This is a genomic window from Xanthomonas sp. WHRI 7064 (genome assembly GCF_040202355.2).
GTDB classification, from domain to species: Bacteria; Pseudomonadota; Gammaproteobacteria; order Xanthomonadales; family Xanthomonadaceae; genus Xanthomonas; species Xanthomonas arboricola.
Window position 1 is genome coordinate 1,868,848 of the sequence record NZ_CP167821.1, and the last position, 20,685, is coordinate 1,889,532.

Annotated in this window: 17 protein-coding genes, 1 tRNA gene and 1 other RNA gene; 8 read left to right on the forward strand and 11 right to left on the reverse strand. The window is 65.8% G+C overall.

From position 1 onward, the window contains the following. Positions 1-90: 90 nt before the first annotated feature. Positions 91-1,209, forward strand: a complete 1,119-nt coding sequence (locus tag ABQY74_RS08090; protein ID WP_225874194.1) for an acyl-CoA dehydrogenase family protein — start codon at positions 91-93, stop codon at positions 1,207-1,209. 329 nt (positions 1,210-1,538) lie between these two features. Beyond that, positions 1,539-3,062: a platelet-activating factor acetylhydrolase IB subunit gene (locus tag ABQY74_RS08095; RefSeq protein ID WP_349793721.1), complete on the forward strand. Its 1,524-nt coding sequence runs from the start codon at positions 1,539-1,541 to the stop codon at positions 3,060-3,062. Positions 3,063-3,292: 230 nt separating this feature from the next. Here the strand turns inward: ABQY74_RS08095 and ABQY74_RS08100 are convergent. Beyond that, a tRNA-Leu gene (locus ABQY74_RS08100) sits at positions 3,293-3,379 on the reverse strand. Between the two features lie 121 nt (positions 3,380-3,500). Between ABQY74_RS08100 and rnr the strand changes: the two genes are divergently transcribed. The 5 genes from rnr to ABQY74_RS08125 all read left to right on the forward strand — a co-directional run bounded on the left by rnr (position 3,501) and on the right by ABQY74_RS08125 (position 11,089). Next, positions 3,501-6,047, forward strand: coding sequence for a ribonuclease R (rnr, locus tag ABQY74_RS08105; RefSeq protein WP_349793719.1), 2,547 nt, complete (start codon positions 3,501-3,503; stop codon positions 6,045-6,047). 137 nt (positions 6,048-6,184) lie between these two features. Then, positions 6,185-6,658, forward strand: coding sequence for a GFA family protein (locus tag ABQY74_RS08110; RefSeq protein ID WP_349793717.1), 474 nt, complete (start codon positions 6,185-6,187; stop codon positions 6,656-6,658). A 249-nt stretch (positions 6,659-6,907) separates the two neighbouring features. Beyond that, complete coding sequence (rlmB, locus tag ABQY74_RS08115; protein ID WP_047128510.1) at positions 6,908-7,660, forward strand: 23S rRNA (guanosine(2251)-2'-O)-methyltransferase RlmB; 753 nt, start codon at positions 6,908-6,910, stop codon at positions 7,658-7,660. A gap of 61 nt (positions 7,661-7,721) precedes the next feature. Next, positions 7,722-7,796: non-coding RNA, sX9 sRNA (locus ABQY74_RS08120), on the forward strand. Positions 7,797-8,056: 260 nt separating this feature from the next. Next, entirely contained in the window at positions 8,057-11,089 is a 3,033-nt protein-coding gene (locus ABQY74_RS08125) for a diguanylate cyclase domain-containing protein (protein ID WP_349793714.1), read from the forward strand. A gap of 199 nt (positions 11,090-11,288) precedes the next feature. Here ABQY74_RS08125 and rnt read toward each other — a convergent pair whose 3' ends face one another. The 10 genes from rnt to ABQY74_RS08175 form a co-directional block, all read right to left on the reverse strand. Next, positions 11,289-11,936 carry a ribonuclease T gene (gene rnt / locus ABQY74_RS08130; RefSeq protein ID WP_102252196.1) on the reverse strand — a complete coding sequence of 216 codons (648 nt, stop codon included), beginning with the start codon at positions 11,934-11,936 and terminating at the stop codon, positions 11,289-11,291. Positions 11,937-12,073: 137 nt separating this feature from the next. Next, positions 12,074-12,472, reverse strand: coding sequence for an RcnB family protein (locus ABQY74_RS08135; protein ID WP_184231036.1), 399 nt, complete (start codon positions 12,470-12,472; stop codon positions 12,074-12,076). 123 nt (positions 12,473-12,595) lie between these two features. Then, entirely contained in the window at positions 12,596-13,306 is a 711-nt protein-coding gene (phoU, locus tag ABQY74_RS08140; protein ID WP_005994733.1) for a phosphate signaling complex protein PhoU, read from the reverse strand. A gap of 128 nt (positions 13,307-13,434) precedes the next feature. After that, entirely contained in the window at positions 13,435-14,265 is an 831-nt protein-coding gene (pstB, locus tag ABQY74_RS08145; RefSeq protein ID WP_016902480.1) for a phosphate ABC transporter ATP-binding protein PstB, read from the reverse strand. Positions 14,266-14,287: 22 nt separating this feature from the next. Continuing rightward, positions 14,288-15,151, reverse strand: coding sequence for a phosphate ABC transporter permease PstA (gene pstA, locus ABQY74_RS08150; RefSeq protein WP_039520545.1), 864 nt, complete (start codon positions 15,149-15,151; stop codon positions 14,288-14,290). Then, positions 15,151-16,125, reverse strand: a complete 975-nt coding sequence (gene pstC, locus ABQY74_RS08155) for a phosphate ABC transporter permease subunit PstC (RefSeq protein ID WP_006450306.1) — start codon at positions 16,123-16,125, stop codon at positions 15,151-15,153. The genes pstA and pstC overlap by 1 nt, the downstream gene beginning before the upstream one ends. A gap of 112 nt (positions 16,126-16,237) precedes the next feature. Beyond that, positions 16,238-17,329 (reverse strand): phosphate ABC transporter substrate-binding protein PstS, encoded by a 1,092-nt coding sequence (gene pstS / locus ABQY74_RS08160; protein ID WP_016902478.1) that lies wholly within the window; start codon positions 17,327-17,329, stop codon positions 16,238-16,240. Positions 17,330-17,516: 187 nt separating this feature from the next. Beyond that, positions 17,517-18,536, reverse strand: coding sequence for a phosphate ABC transporter substrate-binding protein PstS (pstS, locus tag ABQY74_RS08165; RefSeq protein ID WP_181109706.1), 1,020 nt, complete (start codon positions 18,534-18,536; stop codon positions 17,517-17,519). A 196-nt stretch (positions 18,537-18,732) separates the two neighbouring features. Beyond that, positions 18,733-19,983, reverse strand: a complete 1,251-nt coding sequence (locus tag ABQY74_RS08170; protein WP_016902476.1) for an OprO/OprP family phosphate-selective porin — start codon at positions 19,981-19,983, stop codon at positions 18,733-18,735. A 93-nt stretch (positions 19,984-20,076) separates the two neighbouring features. After that, complete coding sequence (locus ABQY74_RS08175; protein ID WP_349793845.1) at positions 20,077-20,496, reverse strand: hypothetical protein; 420 nt, start codon at positions 20,494-20,496, stop codon at positions 20,077-20,079. Between ABQY74_RS08175 and ABQY74_RS08180 the strand changes: the two genes are divergently transcribed. Next, the gene (locus ABQY74_RS08180; protein ID WP_349793832.1) at positions 20,395-20,640 is read left to right on the forward strand and encodes a hypothetical protein; all 246 of its coding nucleotides are present in this window, start codon (positions 20,395-20,397) and stop codon (positions 20,638-20,640) included. The genes ABQY74_RS08175 and ABQY74_RS08180 overlap by 102 nt on opposite strands. Positions 20,641-20,685 lie beyond the last annotated feature (45 nt).

The following is a 20,685-nucleotide window of genomic DNA, read 5'->3' on the forward strand; positions in this document are numbered from 1 at the left end:
TACGCATGCGAATGGTTGGGGCTACAATGGGCGCTCAGCCTAGGCCTGGAGGGGTGCGACGTGGATTTCAGCTTTACCGAAGAACAATTGATGATCCAGGATGTGGCCCGCCGCATCGCCCAGGAAAAGATCGCCCCCAGCGCGGAGCAGTTCGATCGCAGCGGCGAGTTCCCGCTGGAGAACATCCGCCTGCTCGGCGAAAACGGCCTGATGGGCATCGAGGTGCCGGCCGAGTACGGTGGCGCCGGCATGGACCCGATCAGCTATGCGCTGGCGATGATCGAGATCGCTGCCGCCGACGGCGCGCATTCCACCATCGTGTCGGTCAACAACTCGCTGTTTTGCACCGGCATCCTGAAGAACGGCAGCGAGGCGCAGAAACAGCTGTACGTGCGCGCGATCGCCGAAGGTGCGCAGATCGGCGCATTCGCTCTGACCGAGCCGCAGTCCGGTTCGGATGCCTCGGCGATGCGCTGCCGCGCGGTCAAGCAGGCCGATGGCAGCTTCGTGATCAACGGCAAGAAGAGCTGGATCACCTCCGGCCCGGTCGCCAAGTACATCGTGTTGTTTGCGGTGACCGAGCCGGACAAGGGCTCGCGCGGCATCACCGCTTTCATGGTCGACGCCGATCGCGCCGGCTTCCATCGCGGCAAGACCGAGCCCAAGCTCGGCATCCGTGCCTCGGCCACCTGCGAGATCGAGTTTGCCGATTACATCGCCCAGCCCGACGAAGTGCTGGGCGTGGAAGGCGAGGGCTTCAAAACCGCGATGAGCGTGCTCGACGCCGGGCGCATCGGCATCGCGTCGCAGGCAGTCGGCATCGCACGTGCCGCCTATGAAGCGACCCTGGCCTACGTCAAGGAGCGCAAGGCCTTCGGTGCGGCCATCGGCACCTTCCAGATGACCCAGGCCAAGATCGCCGACATGAAGTGCAAGCTGGATGCAGCGCTGCTGCTGACGCTGCGCGCGGCCTGGTTGAAGGGGCAGGGCCAGAAGTTCGGCACCGAAGCGGCCGTGGCCAAGCTCACCGCCTCGGAAGCGGCGATGTGGATCACCCATCAGGCGGTGCAGATCCACGGCGGCATGGGCTATTCCAAGGAAATGCCGCTGGAGCGTTACTTCCGCGACGCCAAGATCACCGAGATCTACGAGGGCACCTCGGAAATCCAGCGCCTAGTGATCGCGCGCGGCGAGACCGGCTTGCGCTGAAGCGCCTGATCCGGCAGTACGTCGCGGTCGACACCATCGGCCCGAGCTGCGCAGCAGTCGATCCGGGATCTTGGTGCTGGCGATTGCCTCGCACTGTGTAGGAGCGCGCTTGCGCGCGATGAGGCTTTATCGATAACGCCCCATCGCGCGCAAGCGCGCTCCTACGCAAACGTTGGCGATCAGATGTCGCAGAGGCGCCGTGTCAGCGGCCTGGCGCCGGCACACCGCAAGCAACGTCACAGCCCTACATCGCACATGGTTGCGCCCGACCTTGTCGCGCGCGGCGCGCGCAGATCACAATCGCAGCTTCTCTGGCCTCTGGTGCGCGCATGCCCCGGTCCTTGCACGCTGTGTTTTCCCGCCTTTCGTTGTCCGCCCGTGTTCCGGTGCTGGTGTGTTGGGGGCTGTTGCTGGTCTGCGCTGCGGCAAGTGCGCAAACGCCGCCGCCCTCGATCGTGCCCACCGACCGCCTGCAGGAAGCCTGGTGGGCGCAGCGGCATGCGCAGGTGCTGGAGCAGGTGAAGCAGCACGCCGACACGCCGCTGTTGTTGATCGGCGATTCGATCACCCAGAACTACGAAAAAGCCAAGGCACCGGACGAGGATTTTCAGCCGATCTGGCAGACCTTCTACGGCCGCCGTGGCGCGCTCAATCTGGGCTTCAGCGGCGATGGCACCGAACACGTGTTGTGGCGGCTGGCCAATGGCGAGGTCGATGGCCTGCAGCCCAAGGTCGCGCTGGTATTGATCGGTACCAACAACACCGGCCATCTCGGCCAGACCGCGGAGCAGGCCCAGCTCGGTATCGATGCGGTGGTGGCGGCGATCGAACAGAAGTTGCCGCGCACCCAGATCTTGCTGGTGGGTGTGCTGCCCAGCGACATCTCCAGCGAGAAGTCGCGCCGCGATGCGCAGATCAACCAGGGCCTGGCGGTGCGCTATGGCGACAATCCACGCGTGACCTATCTGGATGTGGGGTCGATCTTCCAGCGCGACGGCAAGCTGCGCACCGAGCTGTTTTACGACACCCGCTTCCGCCCGCCGGCCGCTGCCCTGCATCCGGACACGCAAGGCCAGCGCATGCTGGCCGAGGCGATCGAGCCGACCCTGGCGCGCCTGCTGGGCGAGCCGCCGGTCAAGCCGGTTGCCGCGCTGGGCCGCGATTTTGCGACCTCGCTGATTCCGGTCGACCGGCTGGAGCAGGATTCCTACGACTGGTATGCGCGTCACCATGCGGCGCTGGCCGCAGCGCGCACGCTCAAGCCCGAGGTGGTGATGATCGGCGATTCGATCACGCACTTCTGGGCCGGCCCACCGCAGGCCACGCGCGTCAGCGGCCCCGAGTCCTGGAGCTGGTTGTACGGCAGGGCCCCGGTGCTGAATCTGGGCTTCGGCTGGGACCGCACCCAAAACGTGCTGTGGCGCATCCGCCAGGGCGAGCTCGACGGCCTGGATCCGCGCTGGGTGGTGCTGCATATCGGCACCAACAACCTCACCGGCACCGCGCAAGCGCGCGCCTCCACGCCGGCCGAGACCGCGCAGGGTGTGGAGGCGGTGGTAAGCGAGGTGCGTCGCCGTTTGCCCAGGAGTCAGCTGATCCTGATGGCGATCATGCCGCGCGGCCGCCATGCCGGGGATGCGCAGCGCGCGCCCATTGCCGAGACCAATCGGCTGCTGGCCGCGCGGTATGGCAAGGATCCGTCCGTGCGCTTGGTCGACATCGGCCCTCGGATGCTGCAGCCGGACGGGACCTTGCCCGAGGCGCTGATGCCCGACGGCACCCATCCCAGTGAGACCGGGTATGCGATCTGGGCCACGGCGCTGCGCGAGGCGGGCATCACGGCAACGCCATAAGCCGTCCTGCGCTGCAGAGTCAGGGCTGCGGCGTCGAAGAGGGCGCTGCCGCCGCGCAGCAGGCTATCCGGTTGCCCAGTTGCCGCGTCATGGCGTGAGCGGAATGACGCGCCGGCCGCCGATCAATGGCGGGCTGCCATCGGCCGGCAACGCAGGCGCGCGGCCACCAGCAGAACTTTCCGGACCCCAGAAACCAGAAGACCCCCGATCGCTCGGAGGTCTTTTTAAACTGGTGCCCAGAAGAGGACTCGAACCTCCACGAAGTTGCCCCCGCTAGCACCTGAAGCTAGTGCGTCTACCAATTCCGCCACCTGGGCAGGTGAGCCGCGAATTTTGCAGACTCCCGGCGGGCTTGTCAATGCCTGGCGAGCGGCAATGATGGCCGGCCGGGCGAGGCTTGCTGCCCATGGCGCGGCCGCAAGGGGTACCATGTAAGCAATGACAAAGAAAAACACCCCAGATTCCGATCGGCCCAGTCGCCGCAAGTCCACCAGCCCGGGCGAGTCCACCACCGCCGAAAAACAGAAGTTGCCGGGCTGGATGCCGGACTTCCTGGTCCGCGCCGCCGCCGGTGCGTCGACCAAGTCCGCCAACAAACGCGCTGCCGACAAGGCCGCCAACGCCTCGCCCGAGCTGCCGGTAGCGCCCGCGCTGCCCACGCCGCCGGCACCACGCGCACCGCATCCGCGCAAGAGCGGTCCGCCGGCGCCGCCGCCGGAACGCTTCCAGCAGGCGCCGACCGAAGCGCCCGCGCCGGCGGCGGAGTTCAAGGACCCGCATGCCGATCGCGAAGCACTGCGCTACGCCGAGCCGATCGCCAGCCGCGAGGCCATCCTGCAGTTGCTCGACGCCTGCGATGGCCCGCAGACCGCCGAGGAAATCGCCGAACAACTCAATCTCAGCGACCGCATCGACGCGCTGGGCAAGCGCCTGGCGGCGATGGTGCGCGAAGCGCAGCTGGTGCAGAACCGTCGCGGCGGCTACGCGCCGGTGCAGCAGACCAGCCTGATCGCCGGCGTGGTGATCGCCAATCCGGAAGGCTTCGGTTTCCTCAAGCCGGACGAAGGTGGCGACGACCTGTTCCTGCCGCCTTATGAAATGCGCAAGGTCATGCACGGCGATCGTGCGCTGGCCAACGTTACCGGCATCGACCGCCGCGGCCGTCGCGAAGGTGCGATCGCCCGCGTGCTCGAACGCCGCATGTCGCGCATGCTCGGACGCTTCTTCTACGAGCATGGCGTGGCCTATGTCGACCCGGACGACAAGCGCGTGCAACGCAACGTGCAGATCGCACCGGACGGCATCGGCGAGGCGCGCGAAGGGCAGTTGGTGGTGTGCGAACTGATCGCGCCGCCGGATGCGCGGCGCCCGGCGATCGGCAAGATCATCGCGGTGCTCGGTGACAAGCTCACCCCGTCGCTGGTGGTGGAGATGGCCATCCACGGCCATGAGCTGCCGCACGAATTCCCGCAGGAAGTGCTGGACGAAGCCGCGGCAGTGCCGTTGGTAGTCGAGCCGCAGATGATCGGCGGGCGCGTGGATCTGCGGCAGATGCCGCTGGTCACCATCGACGGCGAAGACGCCAAGGATTTCGACGACGCGGTGTATTGCGAGCCCAATGCTGACGGTTTCCGTCTGGTGGTGGCGATCGCCGACGTCTCCAACTATGTGCGTCCCGGCACCCCGCTGGACGACGAAGCGCAAAAGCGCGCCACCTCGGTGTATTTCCCGGGGTTCGTGGTGCCGATGCTGCCGGAGACGCTGTCCAACGGCATCTGCTCGCTGATGCCCAAGGTCGACCGCATGTGCTTCGTCTGCGACATGCAGGTGGGGCGCGACGGCGAAGTCACCGGTTCGCGTTTCTACGAAGCGGTGATGAACTCGCATGCGCGCCTGACCTATAACCAGGTCTGGAAGGCGGTGGGCGAAGACGACGCCGACACCAAGGCCTTCATCGGTCCGTTGCTGCCGCAGGTGCAGCGCCTGCACCAGCTGTACAACGTGCTGTCCAAGGCGCGCACGCAGCGTGGCGCGATCGAGTTCGAGACCTCCGAAGTGCGCTTCGTGCTCGACAACACCGGCGAAGTCACCCAGGCCGGCATGCTTGTGCGCAACGATGCGCACAAGCTGATCGAAGAATGCATGATCGCCGCCAACGTCGAGGCCGCGCGTTACCTGCTGAGCATGCATGTGCCGGCACCGTACCGCGTGCACGAGCGGCCGCCGGAGAGCAAATACGAAGACCTGCTGGAGTTCCTCAAGGAATTCCAGCTGAGCCTGCCGGCATGGAGCAAGGTGCGCCCCGGCGACTACACCAAGTTGCTGAAGAAGGTGCGCGCGCGCCCCGATGCGGCGTTGCTGGAATCGGTGCTGCTGCGTAGCCAGAGCCTGGCGGTGTATTCGCCGGACAACAATGGTCACTTCGGTCTGGCGCTTGAGGCGTATGCGCACTTCACCTCGCCGATCCGGCGTTACCCGGACTTGCTGGTGCACCGCGCGATCAAGCACGCCTTGACCGGCGCCAGCCCGGAAAAATACATCTATACCCCGCGTCAGATGGCGGCCTTGTCGCTGCAGTGTTCCGAGCGTGGTCGGCGTGCCGACGAAGCCGAACGCGAAGTCGACGAGCGGTATCGCGCCGCGTGGATGGAAAAGCATGTCGGCGGCCAGTTCGATGGCGTGATCAGCGGCGTGACCGGGTTCGGCCTGTTCGTGGAGTTGACCCAGTCCAAGGTCAACGGCCTGGTGCATGTCACCCAGCTGCCGCAGGACTATTACCAGTTCGATCCGATCCGCAAGACGCTCAGTGGCGAGCGCCGTGGCCGCACGTTCCGTCTGGGCGATCCGGTGCAGGTGCTGGTGCTGAAGGCCAGCATGGAGGAGCGCAAGATCGACTTCCGCCTGGCCGAGGATCGCGGCGATTCGCCCGAACCGCCGCCGCCGCCGAGCGCTCAGCCGGCCAAGCGCAAGAAGAAGCAGTACTAAGCGCGTCTGCAGGACCGCGAGCCGCCGTCCGACGGCGGCTCGCGATGCCACGGATCGCCCGATATTGAACTGCAGGTCGTTGCGGGCAGACGCTCGTAACGCGCGCTGGGTGCCCACTTTCAAGGCTTGAGGCGACGATGGACGCAGCAATCGAGTACAGCGGTGGCTGCCAATGCGGTGCCGTGCGTTTCCACGTGCGCGGCAGGCTGACGGACGCCTCGATCTGCCATTGCCGCATGTGTCAAAAAGCCTTCGGTGCCTACTACGCGCCGTTGGTTTCGGTGCGCGGTGTCGAGTTCAGCTGGACACGCGGCGAGCCGAAGCGCTTCGCCTCTTCATCGTTGGTGTTGCGTGGCTTCTGCGCCGAATGTGGAACGCCGCTGACCTATGAAGCGCCCGACGGCCTGGCGATTGCTGCCGGTGCGTTCGATACGCCCGAGCGGCTGCCGCCGGTGATCCAGTACGGGGTGGAGCGCAAGCTGCCGTTTGTCGATGCATTGGCCGGTCTGCCGGCGCGCACCACCGAGGACGATGTCGCCGCATTGGCGTTTCTGGCCGATGTGGTGTCAAGGCAGCATCCGGATCACGATACTGCGCAGTGGCCAGTGTGAGTCCGCGCCCGCAGGCGTGAGTGCCTACCGCAGGGGCGCGCGACAGCGGGGTGCGTGCAGGTGCCGGCACCATCACAACGGGGCGAGCGCCATCTTCGATCCCCGCAATCGGCCGTACAGCGTGCTGAAGCTCTGGCCTTGGCCCAGTAGCACCGCGATCTCCTTGCCGCCATCGCCGTCTGCGCTCCGGCCGTGACGTGGCAGGCCGCAGGCCCTACCATTCCCCTTTATCTCTTCGTATCCGGCGCAATGAGCAGCAAGCAGAATCAGTGGATCGTCGGCGTCAACGCCGTCGCCTCGTCCGTCGAGAACGACGCCGACAACGTGCGCGAGGTCTTGATCGAGGCCGGCAGCAAGAATCCGCGCCTGATCGAAATCGAAGAGCAGGCCCGCCGCAAGGGCATCGACGTGCGCCGGGTCAACACCCAGGCACTCGATGGCGTCGGTGGGCAGGTGCGCCACCAGGGCGTGGTCGCCCGCTATGCCGCAGCGCGGCTGTGGGCCGAAAACGAGCTCGAAGCGCTGGTGACCGCCGCCGAGGGACGTGCCTTGCTGCTGATCCTCGATGGCGTGCAGGACCCGCACAATCTCGGTGCATGCCTGCGCAGCGCGGCCGCGGCCGGCGTCACTGCAGTGGTCATTCCCAAGGACAAGTCGGCCACGGTCAACGCGACCGTGCGCAAGACCTCGGCCGGTGCGGCCGACCGTATTCCGGTGGTCGCGGTGACCAATCTGGCGCGTTGCCTGCGCGATCTGCAGAAGAAGGGCGTGTGGCTGTATGGCCTGGCCGGTGAAGCCGAGGCGTCGCTGTACAGCGTGGACCTGCGCGGCAACGTCGGGCTGGTGCTCGGCGGCGAAGCCGACGGCCTGCGTCGTCTCACCCGCGAGCATTGCGACGGCCTGGTCAAGATCCCGATGCCGGGCGATATCGAAAGCCTCAACGTGTCGGTGGCCGCCGGTGTGACCTTGTTCGAAGCGGTACGCCAGCGCCTGGGCGCCTGAAGCGGCGACCGAAACGACTGCGCTCACCGCCAGGTGGGCGCGGCCGATGCCCCGACTCGGCACGCACCACCGTGCACTGCGCATGCTGCGCCTCGTCCGCATCCAGCTGGCGACTGCTCGCTCTGTGTTGCCAACCACTCTGCATCGCACGCATGTGCCAATGGCGAGCCGCGCACGTCGATCGGCATGGCGAGATCGCGCGTGCTGCGCGGTGCGATCCGCGCACCCACGCAGTGGCCGATCTGCGCAAACCATGGCGCCGGTGCGCTTGCCGCTGCAGTGTCTGGCGGGCAGGTAGCGCGCTGCATATGACTTTCGCCCAGGCATGTGGAGATCCACCGGCGCGCGTGCCCGTTTTTGCCTACCATATCGCCAGCGAACGGCGTGTTATGTCTGATGAGAGATGGGGCGGGGGCCTGGTCGACGGGCGAGAACGGATGCGATGCCAAGGCGTCGGCACGGGGGGACAAGCGGCCGCAGCGCTGGCTCGGTGCCGTTGTCTGCATGCTGCTGGCGCTGTGCTCGCTCGCGGCACTGGCTGCACCGGCCGGCACGGCGCCACTGCGCGACTACGCGATCGACAGCTGGAGCTCGCGTAACGGCCTGCCGCACAACTCCTTGCGCGATATCGCCCAGACCCGCGATGGCTACCTGTGGTTCGCCACCTGGGAAGGCCTGGTGCGTTACAACGGCCTGGAATTCGGCATCATCGACCGCAGCACGCGTCCCGGCCTGCCCGACAACGGCGTCGGCGCCTTGTACGTCGACCACGACGGTGCGCTGTGGCTCAGCGATGCGCGCGGCAATCTGGTGCGGCACGGCAGCGACGGGCAGTGGCGGCACTGGCAGCGGCAGGGACAGTGGCCGCAGGCGCTGATCCATGCAATGACCATGGATGCGCGCGGTCGCATGTGGTTGCTGTTCGAGGGCCACGGGCTGGGCTGCCTGTGGCCGGATGGGCGCTTCGAGTATTTTCCGCCGCGCGATGGCGTGCCGCTGCAGAGCAGCTTTCCGCGCATGGCGTTCGACGACCAGGGCCGGCTGCTGATCGGCACGCTGGACGGCCTGATCTACCGCGAACCGGACGGGCGCATGCATCGCGCCCCGGCCGCGTTCGGCCTGCCGCCGGGGCTGGCGTGGCCATACCGCGCGCCGGACGGCACGCTGTGGGTCGTCGCCGGCGAGCAGCTGTATCGGCTGCGGGGCGAGACTGCCGAGCTGGTACGGCAGGTGCCCGGGCAGGGCCATTTCACCGCGATGCTGCAGGACCGCCACGGCGACCTGTGGCTGGGCAGCGAAAATCAGGGGCTGCTGCGCATCGGCAGTCATGGAGTGGAGCATCTGCCGGCTGGTCGCAGCCTGCCGACCGGGCGCATCGTCAGCCTGCGCGAGGATGCCGAAGGCAGCATCTGGGTCGGCGCCAACGGCGGGCTGTTTCGGCTGCGCGAGACGTTGTTCAGCAGTTACAGCCAACGCGATGGGCTGAGCGGCGACTACGCCCGCGCGGTGCTGGAAGACCGCGACGGCAGCCTGTGGATCGCAAGCACCGCCGGCCTGGATCGGATGCTGCCGGACGGGCGCATCGTGCCGGTGGCGGTGGCCACGCCATCCGGGCGCAAGCTCTCGGTGCTCAGCCTGGCGCTGGATCGGCACGGCGATCTGTGGGTGGGCACGTATGCCGATGGCGTCTTCGTGCTGCGCGACGGACGCCTGCTGCGGCATTACGGTGACGCCGAGGGCATTCCCAGCGGGCATATCCGCGCCATCGTGATCGAAGACTCCGGCGTGGTGTGGCTGGCCACGCAGCGCGGCGTGGTGAAGCTGGTGAACGGCAAGCGGGCGCCCCTGGCCGTCGACGGCCTGCCCGATGGCGTAGTGACCGCGCTGGCCAGCATCGATGGCGCGCTGTGGATCGGCTCGGTCGACGGCGCGGCGGTACTGCGCGACGGAAAACTGCAGCAATTGAATCTGGAAGCGCTGGGCGGCGCGCGGAGCGTGTTCGGTTTTCAGCGTATCGATGACGCTGTCTGGATCTCGACCGATCGCGGCCTGTACCGGGTGCGCAACGGCAGGCTCGCACGCGTGGGCCTGGAGCAGGGCATGCCGGTAGATACGGTGTTCCAGCTGGTCGGCGACCGGTTCGGCAATGCCTGGATCAGCAGCAATCGCGGCGTGTTGCGCACGCAACTCACGCAGCTCAACGCGGTTGCCGATGGACGCGCCCGGCTGGTCATCGAACGCTATGGCGAGATCGACGGCATGGGCAACGCGCAGGCCAACGGCAGCTCCGGGCCGAGCATGATCGCGCGTGCCGATGGCTCGATCTGGGTGGTTACCGCCGGCGGCGTGAGTACGGTCGACCCGGCACGCCTGCAGCGCTTTCGCGAGCGGCGCGCGCCGCCTGCGGTGATCGAAAGCGTGCAGCAGGACGCACGTCCGCTGACATGGCGACAGCAGGCACGCCTGCCGGGCGGGCACCGCCTGAACGTGTCCTACGTCGGCATGAGTTTTCTGCTGCCGGAGCGGATCGAGTACCGCACGCGCCTGGAAGGCCTGGACAACGACTGGACCGAGCGTGGCCGGCAACGCAGCGTGGAATTCATCGGCCTGCCGCCGGGGCGCTACCGTCTGCATGTGGCGGCCCGTCACCCGGGCGGTGCCTGGAGTCCGCACGAGGCGATGTGGGCGTTCGAGGTGCTGCCGCTGTGGTGGCAGCGCCAGGAGGTGCGCCTGGCCGCGGTGCTGGGTGCGATTTTATTGCTGGCGCTGGTGTACCGATTCCTGTTGCGCCGCTACAAGAGCCATAACGCACGCCTGGCCGAACTGGTGCGCAAACGCACCGAAGATCTGCAACTGCAGGCACAGCGCTTGCTGCAGGCCAACCAGGAAAAGAGCGAGCTGCTGACACGGCTGCGCATCAAGTCGGATGTGTTCGAGCGCCAGGCGCACGAGGACGCCCTGACCGGGCTGCCCAACCGCCGGCATTTCGACGAGGCGCTGGCGCGCGACATCAGCCGCGCCCGCCGCAGCGCGCGCCCGCTGGTGCTGGCGATTCTGGATATCGATCATTTCAAGCGCATCAACGACCACTATTCGCATGCCAGTGGCGATGCGGTGCTGCACGAAGTCGGCGTGCTGCTGACCGCCGCCGCGCGCGCGTCGGACCTGCCGGCGCGCCTGGGCGGCGAAGAGTTCGCCCTGCTGCTGGCCGACACGACGCTGGAGGATGCGCAGGCGCTGTGCCAGCGCATCCGCGAGCTGTTTCACGCGCGCCACGGCTGGGGCGGCGTGGAAGGCCTGCAGGTGACCTTCAGTGCCGGCGTGGCCAAGTTGCGCGACGACGACACCGGCTCATCATTGATGCAACGCGCCGACCAGGCGCTGTACCAGGCCAAGAGCGCGGGGCGCGATCGCATCTGTGTGGGTTAGGTGCGGGGATTGGGGAATCAGGAATCGGGAATCGCAGAGCCAAGGTGCCTGGCGCTTTCCTTCTCCTGCGGGAGTAGGTGCCCGAAGGGCGGAGGAGGGTAAGGGCACACGCAGTGGCGCCGCCAACTGCTGATGTCTCAAGCAGGGAGCCCCGCTGCTTTAACGATTCCCCAATCCCGATTCCCGATTCCCGGCTCGCTCAGCCCGCGCCAGGCCCCGGCCAGGCATTGGCGATCGTGCAGAACAGCCGCGCGGTCTGCTCGGTGTCGTAGACCGCGCTATGCGCATCGGCGGCATTCCATTCCAGCCCTGCGGCTTGTGCCGCGCGCGCCAGCACGGTCTGCCCGTAGGCCACGCCGGCCAGGGTGACGGTATCGAATACGCTGAACGGATGGAACGGATTGCGCTTGTGGCCAACACGCGCAACCGCGGCGTTGAGGAAGTTCAGGTCGAAATGCGCGTTATGCCCCACCAGGATCGCGCGCTGGCAGCCGTATTTCTTCACTGCCGCACGCACCGGCGCGAACACATGGTCCAACGCGTCCTTTTCCTGCTTGGCGAAGCGGAACGGGTGGTCGAGCACGATGCCGGTGATCTCCAGCGACTTCGGGTCGATCTCCAGTCCTGGCGCCGGCACCAGATGGGCACTGGCGGTGTCGCCGGGGAAAAACCGCCCGTCGGCATCCATTTCGATCGGCACGCAGGCAATTTCCAGCAGGGCGTGCTTGTTCCAGTCGAAACCTCCTGTTTCCACATCCACCACCACGGGCAGGTAGCCGCGGAAGCGCCGCGACATGGGCAGGAAGGAGGGGGCAGGCTGCAGGTCGACCGGTTCGTTCATCGGCATAGCCTAGCAGGTCGCACGGCCGGCCCGATCGTGGCAGCTGGCGGCCTGCCCGCGTGTACTGAGCGGCGATCCGGCAAACAAAAGCCCGACCCGTGTTGCCACGGATCGGGCCTGGAAACTGTGCTACACCGCTGGCGTCAGCGGGCGGCGACCACGCTTGCGATCAGCCCGGTGGCCACCGCAATCAGCACGTAGTTGTTGTCCACGCGGCGCCACTCGTGCCCGCGCTGCGGCGTGTTCAAGTGATGCTTGCGGTAGTCGGTCACACGTATGCCGCGGTGGTCCGGTGCCAGGCGCTCGCCACGCCGATACGGCGGGCCGCGACGATCGTTGCGGTGGTCGTCGTTGTGCGCGCTGGGGCGGTGGTCACGCTTGTCATCGTGTCTGTCGTCGCGATGATCGTCGCGGCGGTCCGGACCACGCGCGTCGTGATGCTGCGCGCCGCCGTCGCGGTCGTCATGCTGTTGCGGCGTGGCGAACGCTGCGCCGGAAGTGAGCAGCGATACAACCATGAGGGATCCGATGATGCGTTTCATCTGCCTACTCCTGCGTCACAGGAACAGCCTGTGCGAGCTCACCGTAGGCATTTGGAGCTGAATACGTAATGAAATAAGGCGTTGCGGCCTGTGCCGGCAAATGTCGCCGGCACACATTGACGATCAGATGACGCCGGTGGTGCTGGTGTCGTCGCGCTTCAGGCGCGGCGGCAGCGGCTGTTCGCCATGGACCAGAAACCACACGTTCTCGGCGATGTTGGTGGCGTGGTCGCCGATGCGCTCCAGGTTCTTGGCCATGAACAGCAGGTGCGTGCACGGGGTGATGTTGCGCGGGTCTTCCATCATGTAGGTCAGCAGCTCGCGGAACAGCGCGGTGTATTGCGCATCCAGGCGTGCATCTTCATCGCGCACGCGGATGGCCGCATCGGCATCCTTGTTGCGGTATGCCTGCACCGCTTCGCGCACGGCATCGGCGGCCATCTGGCCGAGCGCACGCAGGCCCACCGTCTGCGGCAGCGGCGGTGCGGAATTGAGCGCGATCGAGCGCTTGGCGACATTGGCCGCGTAATCGCCGATGCGTTCGATATCGGCCGGAATGCGCAGGCCGGCCAGGATCTCGCGCAGGTCGCGCGCCATCGGCCCACGCAATGCCAGCCGCATCACGTCGTGGCTGATCGCATGCTCCAGCGCATCGATCGCCTCGTCGTTGACCACGATGCGATGCGCGGCGTTGTCGTCGCGACGCTCCACCACATCCAGTGCGGCTTCCAGCTGCGCCACCGCCGTGTCGCCCATGCGCACGATCTCGGCGACAAGACGGTGCTGCTCCTCGTCGTAGCTTTTGACGATATGGTCGTTGAGGTGCTGGTTCATCGTGATCTCGATTCGTGGCGGTGGTGGATGTCCGCCGTAACCCTGGCGACATCGCAGGTGATGCAAATGTCGTGCCGGGCAGTGCGGCGGAGCTGCGTCAATGCGGCGTTGCGATGGCCCGCCTTACATCAACCGAAACGGCCGGTGATGTAGTCCTCGGTCTGCTGCTTGGACGGCTGGGAGAAAATCGTTTCGGTGCGGTCATGCTCGATCAGGTCGCCCAGATACATAAAGGCGGTGTAGTCGGAGACACGCGCCGCCTGCTGCATGTTGTGGGTCACGATCACGATGGTGTACTCGCGCTTGAGTTCTTCCACCAGTTGCTCGATACGGCTGGTGGAAATCGGATCCAGCGCCGAGGTCGGTTCGTCCAGCAGCAACACGTCCGGGCGCAGCGCCACCGCGCGTGCGATGCATAGCCGCTGCTGCTGGCCGCCGGACAGGCCCAGTGCGCTTTGCCCCAGCTTGTCCTTGACCTCGTCCCACAACGCGCCCTGGCGTAGCGCCTGCTCGACCCGGTTCTGCATGTCGGCCTTGGATAGTTTTTCGTGGTGGCGGATGCCGTAGGCGACGTTTTCGAAGATCGTCATCGGGAACGGCACCGGCTTCTGGAACACCATGCCGACCTTGCTGCGCAGCCGGTTCATCGGGTACTTCGGCGACAGGATGTTTTCGTTGTCCAGCAGCACTTCGCCGCGCGCTTCCATCTTCGGATACAGCGCATAGATGCGGTTGAAGATGCGCAGCAGGGTCGACTTGCCGCAACCCGACGGCCCGATCAGCGCGGTGACGCGCTTTTCCGGAATCTCGATGTTGATGCCCTTGAGCGCGTGGTACTTGTCGTAATAGAAGTCCAGATTGCGTGCGGCCACTTTCACCGGCGCCTGCGCGGCCGGTGCTCCCTTGGCGGCCGGAACGGCGATGCGATGCATCGGCATGGCGTTTTGGAGGTCGTTCATGTCGGGTGTCCGGAGGGAGAGGTCAGTCATTGGAAATCTTGTTGCGCAATAGCAGGGCGCGCGCGCCCAGGCTCACCAGCAGCACGAACACGGTCAGCACCAGCGCGCCGGACCAGGCCAGGGTCTGCCAGGTCTCGTAGGGGCTGCCGGCGAACTGATTCATGATCACCGGCACGCTGGCCATCGGCTGGAACACGTTGCTGTTCCAGTACTGATTGCCGAAGGCGGTGAACAGCAACGGCGCGGTCTCGCCGCTGATGCGGGCCAGGGCCAGCAGGATGCCGGTGAGGATGCCGGCCGATGCGGCGCGATACAGCACCTGCACGGTGACCTTCCATTGCGGGATACCCAGCGACAACGCCGCTTCGCGCATCTGCGCCGGCACCAGGCGCAGCATTTCATCGGTGGTGCGCACCACCACCGGCAGCACGATGAAGGCCAGCGACAGCGCGCCGGCAAACGCGGAGAAGCGCCCACCGGTCTGCATCACGTACAGCGTGTAGACGAACAACCCCAGCACGATCGACGGTGCCGACAACAAGATGTCGTTGACGAAGCGCACCACCAACCCGGCCTTGCGTGCATTGCCGTATTCGGCCAGCCAGGTGCCGGCGGCAATGCCCAGTGGCGTGCCGATCGCCAGCGCCAGGCCGCACATCACCGCACTGCCGAAGAAGGCATTGAGCAGGCCGCCTTCCTGCATCGGCGGCGGTGTCATCTTGGTAAACAGGTTGACGTCGATGCCTGGCACGCCCTTGGACAACAAGGTCCACAGGATCCAGCCCAGGAAGAACAGGCCGAACACCGCGGTGACGCAGGACAGCAACAGTGCGATCGCGTTGGTCACGCGGCGGCGGTTGTACAACGATTGCGAGACCGAGGACATCAGTTGCCCTCCCGACGCGACAGCTGCATCAGCATGAAGCGCGCAATCGCCAGCACGATAAAGGTCACGATGAACAAGACAAAGCCCAGTAGCAGCAATGCCGAGCGATAGGTTTCGGTGGCCTCGCCGAAGTCATTGGCGATCAGCGCGGCGATGGTGGTGCCGGGCTCCAGCAGCGACGGCGACAGCCGCACCGTGTTGCCGACCACGAACGCCACTGCCATGGTTTCGCCCAGCGCACGGCCCAGGCCCAGGAACACGCCGCCGATCACCGCAGAGCGGGTGTAGGGCAGCACGATGTCCCAGCTGACTTCCCACTTGGTCGACCCCAGCGCGTACGCCGATTCCTTCAGGCGCGTCGGCACGGTCAGGAACACCTCGCGCATCACCGAGGAGATGAACGGAATCACCATGATCGCCAGCACGAAGCCTGCGGTCAGCAACCCGATTCCCAACGGCGGGCCCTGGAACAACGGGCCGATCAACGGCAGCGTGCCCAGGTGATCGTTGAGCCAGGGCGTCACGTGCTCGGTCATCACCGGCACCAGCACGAACAAGCCCCACATGCCATAGATGATCGACGGGATGCCGGCCAGCAGTTCGATGGCGGTGCCGACCGGGCCGCGCAGCCAGCGCGGCGCCACCTCGGTGAGGAAGAACGCGATACCGAAACTCACCGGCACCGCAATCACCATCGCAATCAAGGCGGTGACCAGGGTGCCGTAGATCGGCGCCAGCGCGCCGTATTTGTTTTCCACCGGATTCCAGTCGGCGGAATAGAAAAAGCTCAGGCCCTGCATCTGCAAGGCATGGCGCCCGCCCCACAGCATCGACAGCGCGGCGCTGCCGAGCGCCAACAGGACGAAGACGACCGTGGCGGCCAGCGCAAGCTTGAACAGGCGATCGGCACGTGCATCGCGCAGGTCGCGGCCGCGCGGGGCGGTCATCGCTTCGGGAATGGCGGTGGCATTCATTCGATTGGACTCGTCACCCGCGCACTGGCGGGAGCGTGAGACAGCAGGAACGGCGAGGCACCCGCAGGCACCTCACCGCAGCGCAACCCGCCATCACAGCGGGTGCAGGGCATCACTTGAACTCGCTGGCCCAGTAGGCCTGGATCTGCTTGACCAGTTCCGGCGGCAGCGGCACGTAATGCAGTTCGCTGGCCTGGGCCTGGCCGTTGTCCAGCGCCCACTTGAAGAAGTCCAGCGTCGCCTTGCTGCGCGCCGCATCCTTGGGCTGCTTGTGCATCAGCATGAAGTTGGTCGCGGTGATCGGCCAGGCCTTCTCGCCCGGTGCGTTGGTGATCACCAGGTTGAAATCCTTGGCGTTGGCCCAGTCGGCGCTGGCGGCAGCGGCGGCGAAGCTTTCCGCATTCGGCTCCACCCACTGGCCTGCTGCATTCTGCAGCGAGGCGTAGGGCATCTTGTTCTGCAGGGCGTAGGCCAGTTCGACATACCCGATCGAACCCTTGATCTGCTGCACGTACGAGGCCACGCCTTCGTTGCCCTTGCCGCCGACGCCACCCGGCCACTGCACCGAGGTGCCTTCGCCGACCTTGCTCTTCCACTCCGGGCTGACCTTGGACAGGTAGTTGGAGAAGTTGAAGGTGGTGCCCGAACCGTCGGAGCGATGCACCAGGTTGATCTTGGTCGCCGGCAGGGTTACGCCCGGATTGGCCGCGACGATCGCCGCGTCGTTCCACATCGTGACCTTGCCCAGGAAGATGTCGCCCAGCAGCGCGCCGGTCAGGCGCAGCTTGCCCGGTGCGATGCCTTCCAGGTTCACCACCGGCACCACGCCGCCGATCGCCGACGGGAACTGGCCCAGGCCGGCCTGCTGCAGTTCGGCGCTGTCCAGCGGCTTGTCGGTCGAACCGAAGTCCACCGTGCCGGCCTTGATCTGCGCGATACCGCCGCCGGAGCCGATCGACTGGTAGTTCACCTTGTTGCCGGTGGCGGCGTTGTAGTCGGCCGACCACTTGGAGACCAGCGGATAGATGAAGGAGGCACCGGCGCCGGAGATCTCGGCACTCTTGCTGTCGCCAGCGGTGGCACCTGCGGCGGTGGCACCCTTGGCGGTGTCGCCGGACTGCGCATCCTTGCCGGGCGAGCAAGCGGCCAGGGCGAGGGCGATGGTGAGGGACAGGGCGGTCAGGCTGGCCGACTGCAGTTTCATGGAAGCTCCGAGGCTGGGTTGGCCGGGGGACCCGGCAGACCACGCTATGAAATGATGTTTTTGTTACACGTGCATGACAGTGCCTTTTGGAGAAGGCATCACAAAAAAGACGCGACCCCGTGGGGGCCGCGTCCCGGTGCCGACGCCGGGGAGAGAGACGGCGTCGTTCCTGTCGCTGTGGCTGGCGTTACTTGGGCAGGTTCTTGGCCCAGTAGCCTTCGATCTGGGTCACCAGGCTGTCCGGCAGCGGCACGTAGTCCAGCTGCTTGGCCTGCGCATCGCCCTTGCTGTAGACCCAGCGGAAGAACTCCAGCGTGTTCTTGAGGCCGGCCGGATTCTTGGGCTTCTTCTGCACCAGGATGAAGTTGGTGGCGGTGATCGGCCAGGCGTTGTCGCCGGAGGCGTTGGTCATCACCAGGTAGAAGTCCTTGCTGTTGCCCCAGTCGGCGCTGTTGGCGGCGGCTGCAAAGGTCTCGTCGGACGGCTGCACGAACTTGCCGGCGGCGTTCTTCATCGCGGTGTAGGCCATCTTGTTCTGCAGCGCATACGACAGCTCGACGTAGCCGATGCCGCCCTTGATCTGCTTCACGTACGCGGCCACGCCTTCGTTGCCCTTGCCGCCGATGCCGGTCGGCCACTGCACCGCGGTGCCTTCGCCGACCCTGCCCTTCCAGTCCGGGTTGACCTTTGACAGGTAGTTGGTGAAGTTGAAGCTGGTGCCCGAACCGTCGGAGCGATGCACCACGGTGATCTTGCCGTCGGGCAGCTTGACGCCCGGGTTGAGCGCGGCAATCGCCGGGTCGTTCCAGGTGCTGACCTTGCCCAGGAAGATGTCGCCCAGAGTCTTGCCGTCCAGCTTCAGCGCGCCTGCCGCCACGCCGGGCACGTTGACCACCGGCACCACGCCGCCGATCACCGACGGGAATTGCGCCAGGCCGGCCGCGGCCAGTTCTTCCGGCTTGAGCGGCGCATCGGACGAGCCGAAATCCACGCTGGCTGCCTTGATCTGGGCAATGCCGCCGCCCGAACCGATCGATTGATAGTTGACCTGCTTCTTGGTGGCTGCGTTGTAGTCGGCCGACCACTTGGACATCACCGGGTAGATGAACGACGCACCGGCGCCGGTGACATCGGCGGCCTGGGCGCACAAGGCCAGCGAGGCGGTGAGCACGCCGACGGCCAGACGGGTCTTCAAAGAGTGGATCACGGAACAGCTCCTGTAGCGAAGGGATGAGGACGTCCCGCGGTCGTGCCATTGCAGGGCAGGGGCATGACCGCGCGGTGTCCGGGAGATGACATGCAGATGACGGCGTTGCGGCGGGGCGCGTTGCGGGTCGGATCAGGATGGTTGCCGCCGTGGCACGCTCACGGGAGCGCAGCACGGCGGCCGATCCAGCGCGCACTTACCAGTAGAACTGCGCACGTGCCTCGATGATCGACGGGTTGTCGTCGACCAGGCCACGCGTGGCGCTGTTGTAACGGGTGCTTTCCACCTTCGCGTAGTCGAGTGCGAACTTGAAGTTGGAGCGCCAGTACCAGTTGGCACCGATCGTCCACACGTCCATCTTGCCGCCCAGCACACCGTCCACGAACGGCGTGGTGCCGTTGGAGACCAGATGGCCGTCGTTGAGGTCCAGGGTGTCGTAGCGCACCGCCAGCTGCCACATCCCCGAGGCCGGTGCGTTCGGCAGCGGGGTGGTCGGCACGCCGGCCTTGTAGCCCCAGGTCTCGCCGGTGATGTTCCAGACGCCGCTGACGTACCAGCCGTCACTCTTGTAATCGTTGGCGTTGTTGCCGATGCGCTTGGCGTTTTCCTGGAAGAACTCGCTCTGCAGCTTGAACGGGCCGGTGATCCACATGGCCTCGGCGCCGGCCACACCCACGCTGTCCACGTTGGTGATGGCGCCGCTGTCGATCAGGCGCACCGTGGTCAGGTCGGCGTCCGGGCGTGCGCGCAGGCGCAGGGTGTCGTCGTCGGTGTCATAACCCAGGTAGCTCAGGCCGAAGTGCAGCACGTTGCCGCTCTCGTTGATCGGCGCCCAGGTGCCGCGCGCGCCGTAGCCGCTGCCGTGTGCCTGGTTGCGGGTCAGTTCGCGGCCGAATGCACTGGCGGTGATGCTCCAGTCGTTGTCGCCCATGCCGTAGGCCACGCCCAGCCGGCGCGAGATGCCGTAGGTGTTGGTCACTGCGGCCTTGGAGACGAAGTCGTTGTTCTTGGTGCTGGACAGCTCTTCCAGACTGTTGGGCTGCTTGAACTGGCCGACCTGCAGATAGTTGTTGGCGTTGCCGGCGAACTTGTACTTGATGTTGTTGTCGAGAAAACGCCCGGTGCTGCGGATGGTGGTGCCGCGGATGGTGACTTCCTTCAGCACGCTCGGGTCGTAACCGGCCACCCATTCAAAATTGCCCGGGCCCTTGCCCTTGAGCACCAGCTCGGCACGGCGGATGCTGAATTCGGAATTGTCGCCATTGGCACCGATCGGGCCATTGAGGTCCTGAACATCGTTGTGGAACCAGTTGCCGTCGGCCTGGACCAGGCCTTCGAGCGACATCTCCGAGCCGCCGATCACGTCGATGGCGATTTCGGCGTGCGCAGCGGGTGCGGCCAGCGCCAGCAGCAGGGCGGAGCCAAGCAGGGTGGGAGAAAGTTTCATATGTGCCTTGCGACCTGAGAAAGTGAGCGCAGGCTATGGCGTGAAAGTTGCGTTAATGTGACAACTTCAGATCGCGTTGCAATCTGATTTTTGTCAACAAAGACAAAGATTTACGCGTGTTTGTTTTTTGTCAGTGTGTGTCATGAGTCTGAACAGGCCGCGTCGTATGACAGATGTGACAGTGGCGCAGTTCACCGTTTCAGCGAGCTCAAGCTTATTGCGACCTGAACCAACTAAGTGGAACTGCGGCGTATCAAGCGCTTTGTGCGTCGCACCACTTGCACAGGCGCGTTCTAAATTGTTAGTTTCAAGGCCATGTTTCCTCGATTCCTCCAATTGCTGTTGGTCTGCCTGCTCGCGCTTACTGCGTGGTCGGCGGCCGATGCGCACAGCCGCATCCACGATGCGCTTGTGGGCGACGGCGTGGCGGTAATGGCGGATGCTAGCGAAGAACGTGACGCAGCCGATGATCTGCAGGGCGACGGGGACGCACAGACCCAGGTCGATACCCATTCTGCAGACGATATCCCCTTGCTCTCCCAGGCATGGCCGGTGGTCGCACGTTATTTCCCCTCCTGGTACGCGCATTACGCGCCGGCAACTCAAAAACGCGACCTGATCCCGCAACTGCGTCCTCCCAACGCATTGCGCGCCTGATCCTTCGTTAGTCGCGTCAACCGGTGCAGCGCACCGGCTTCCTTT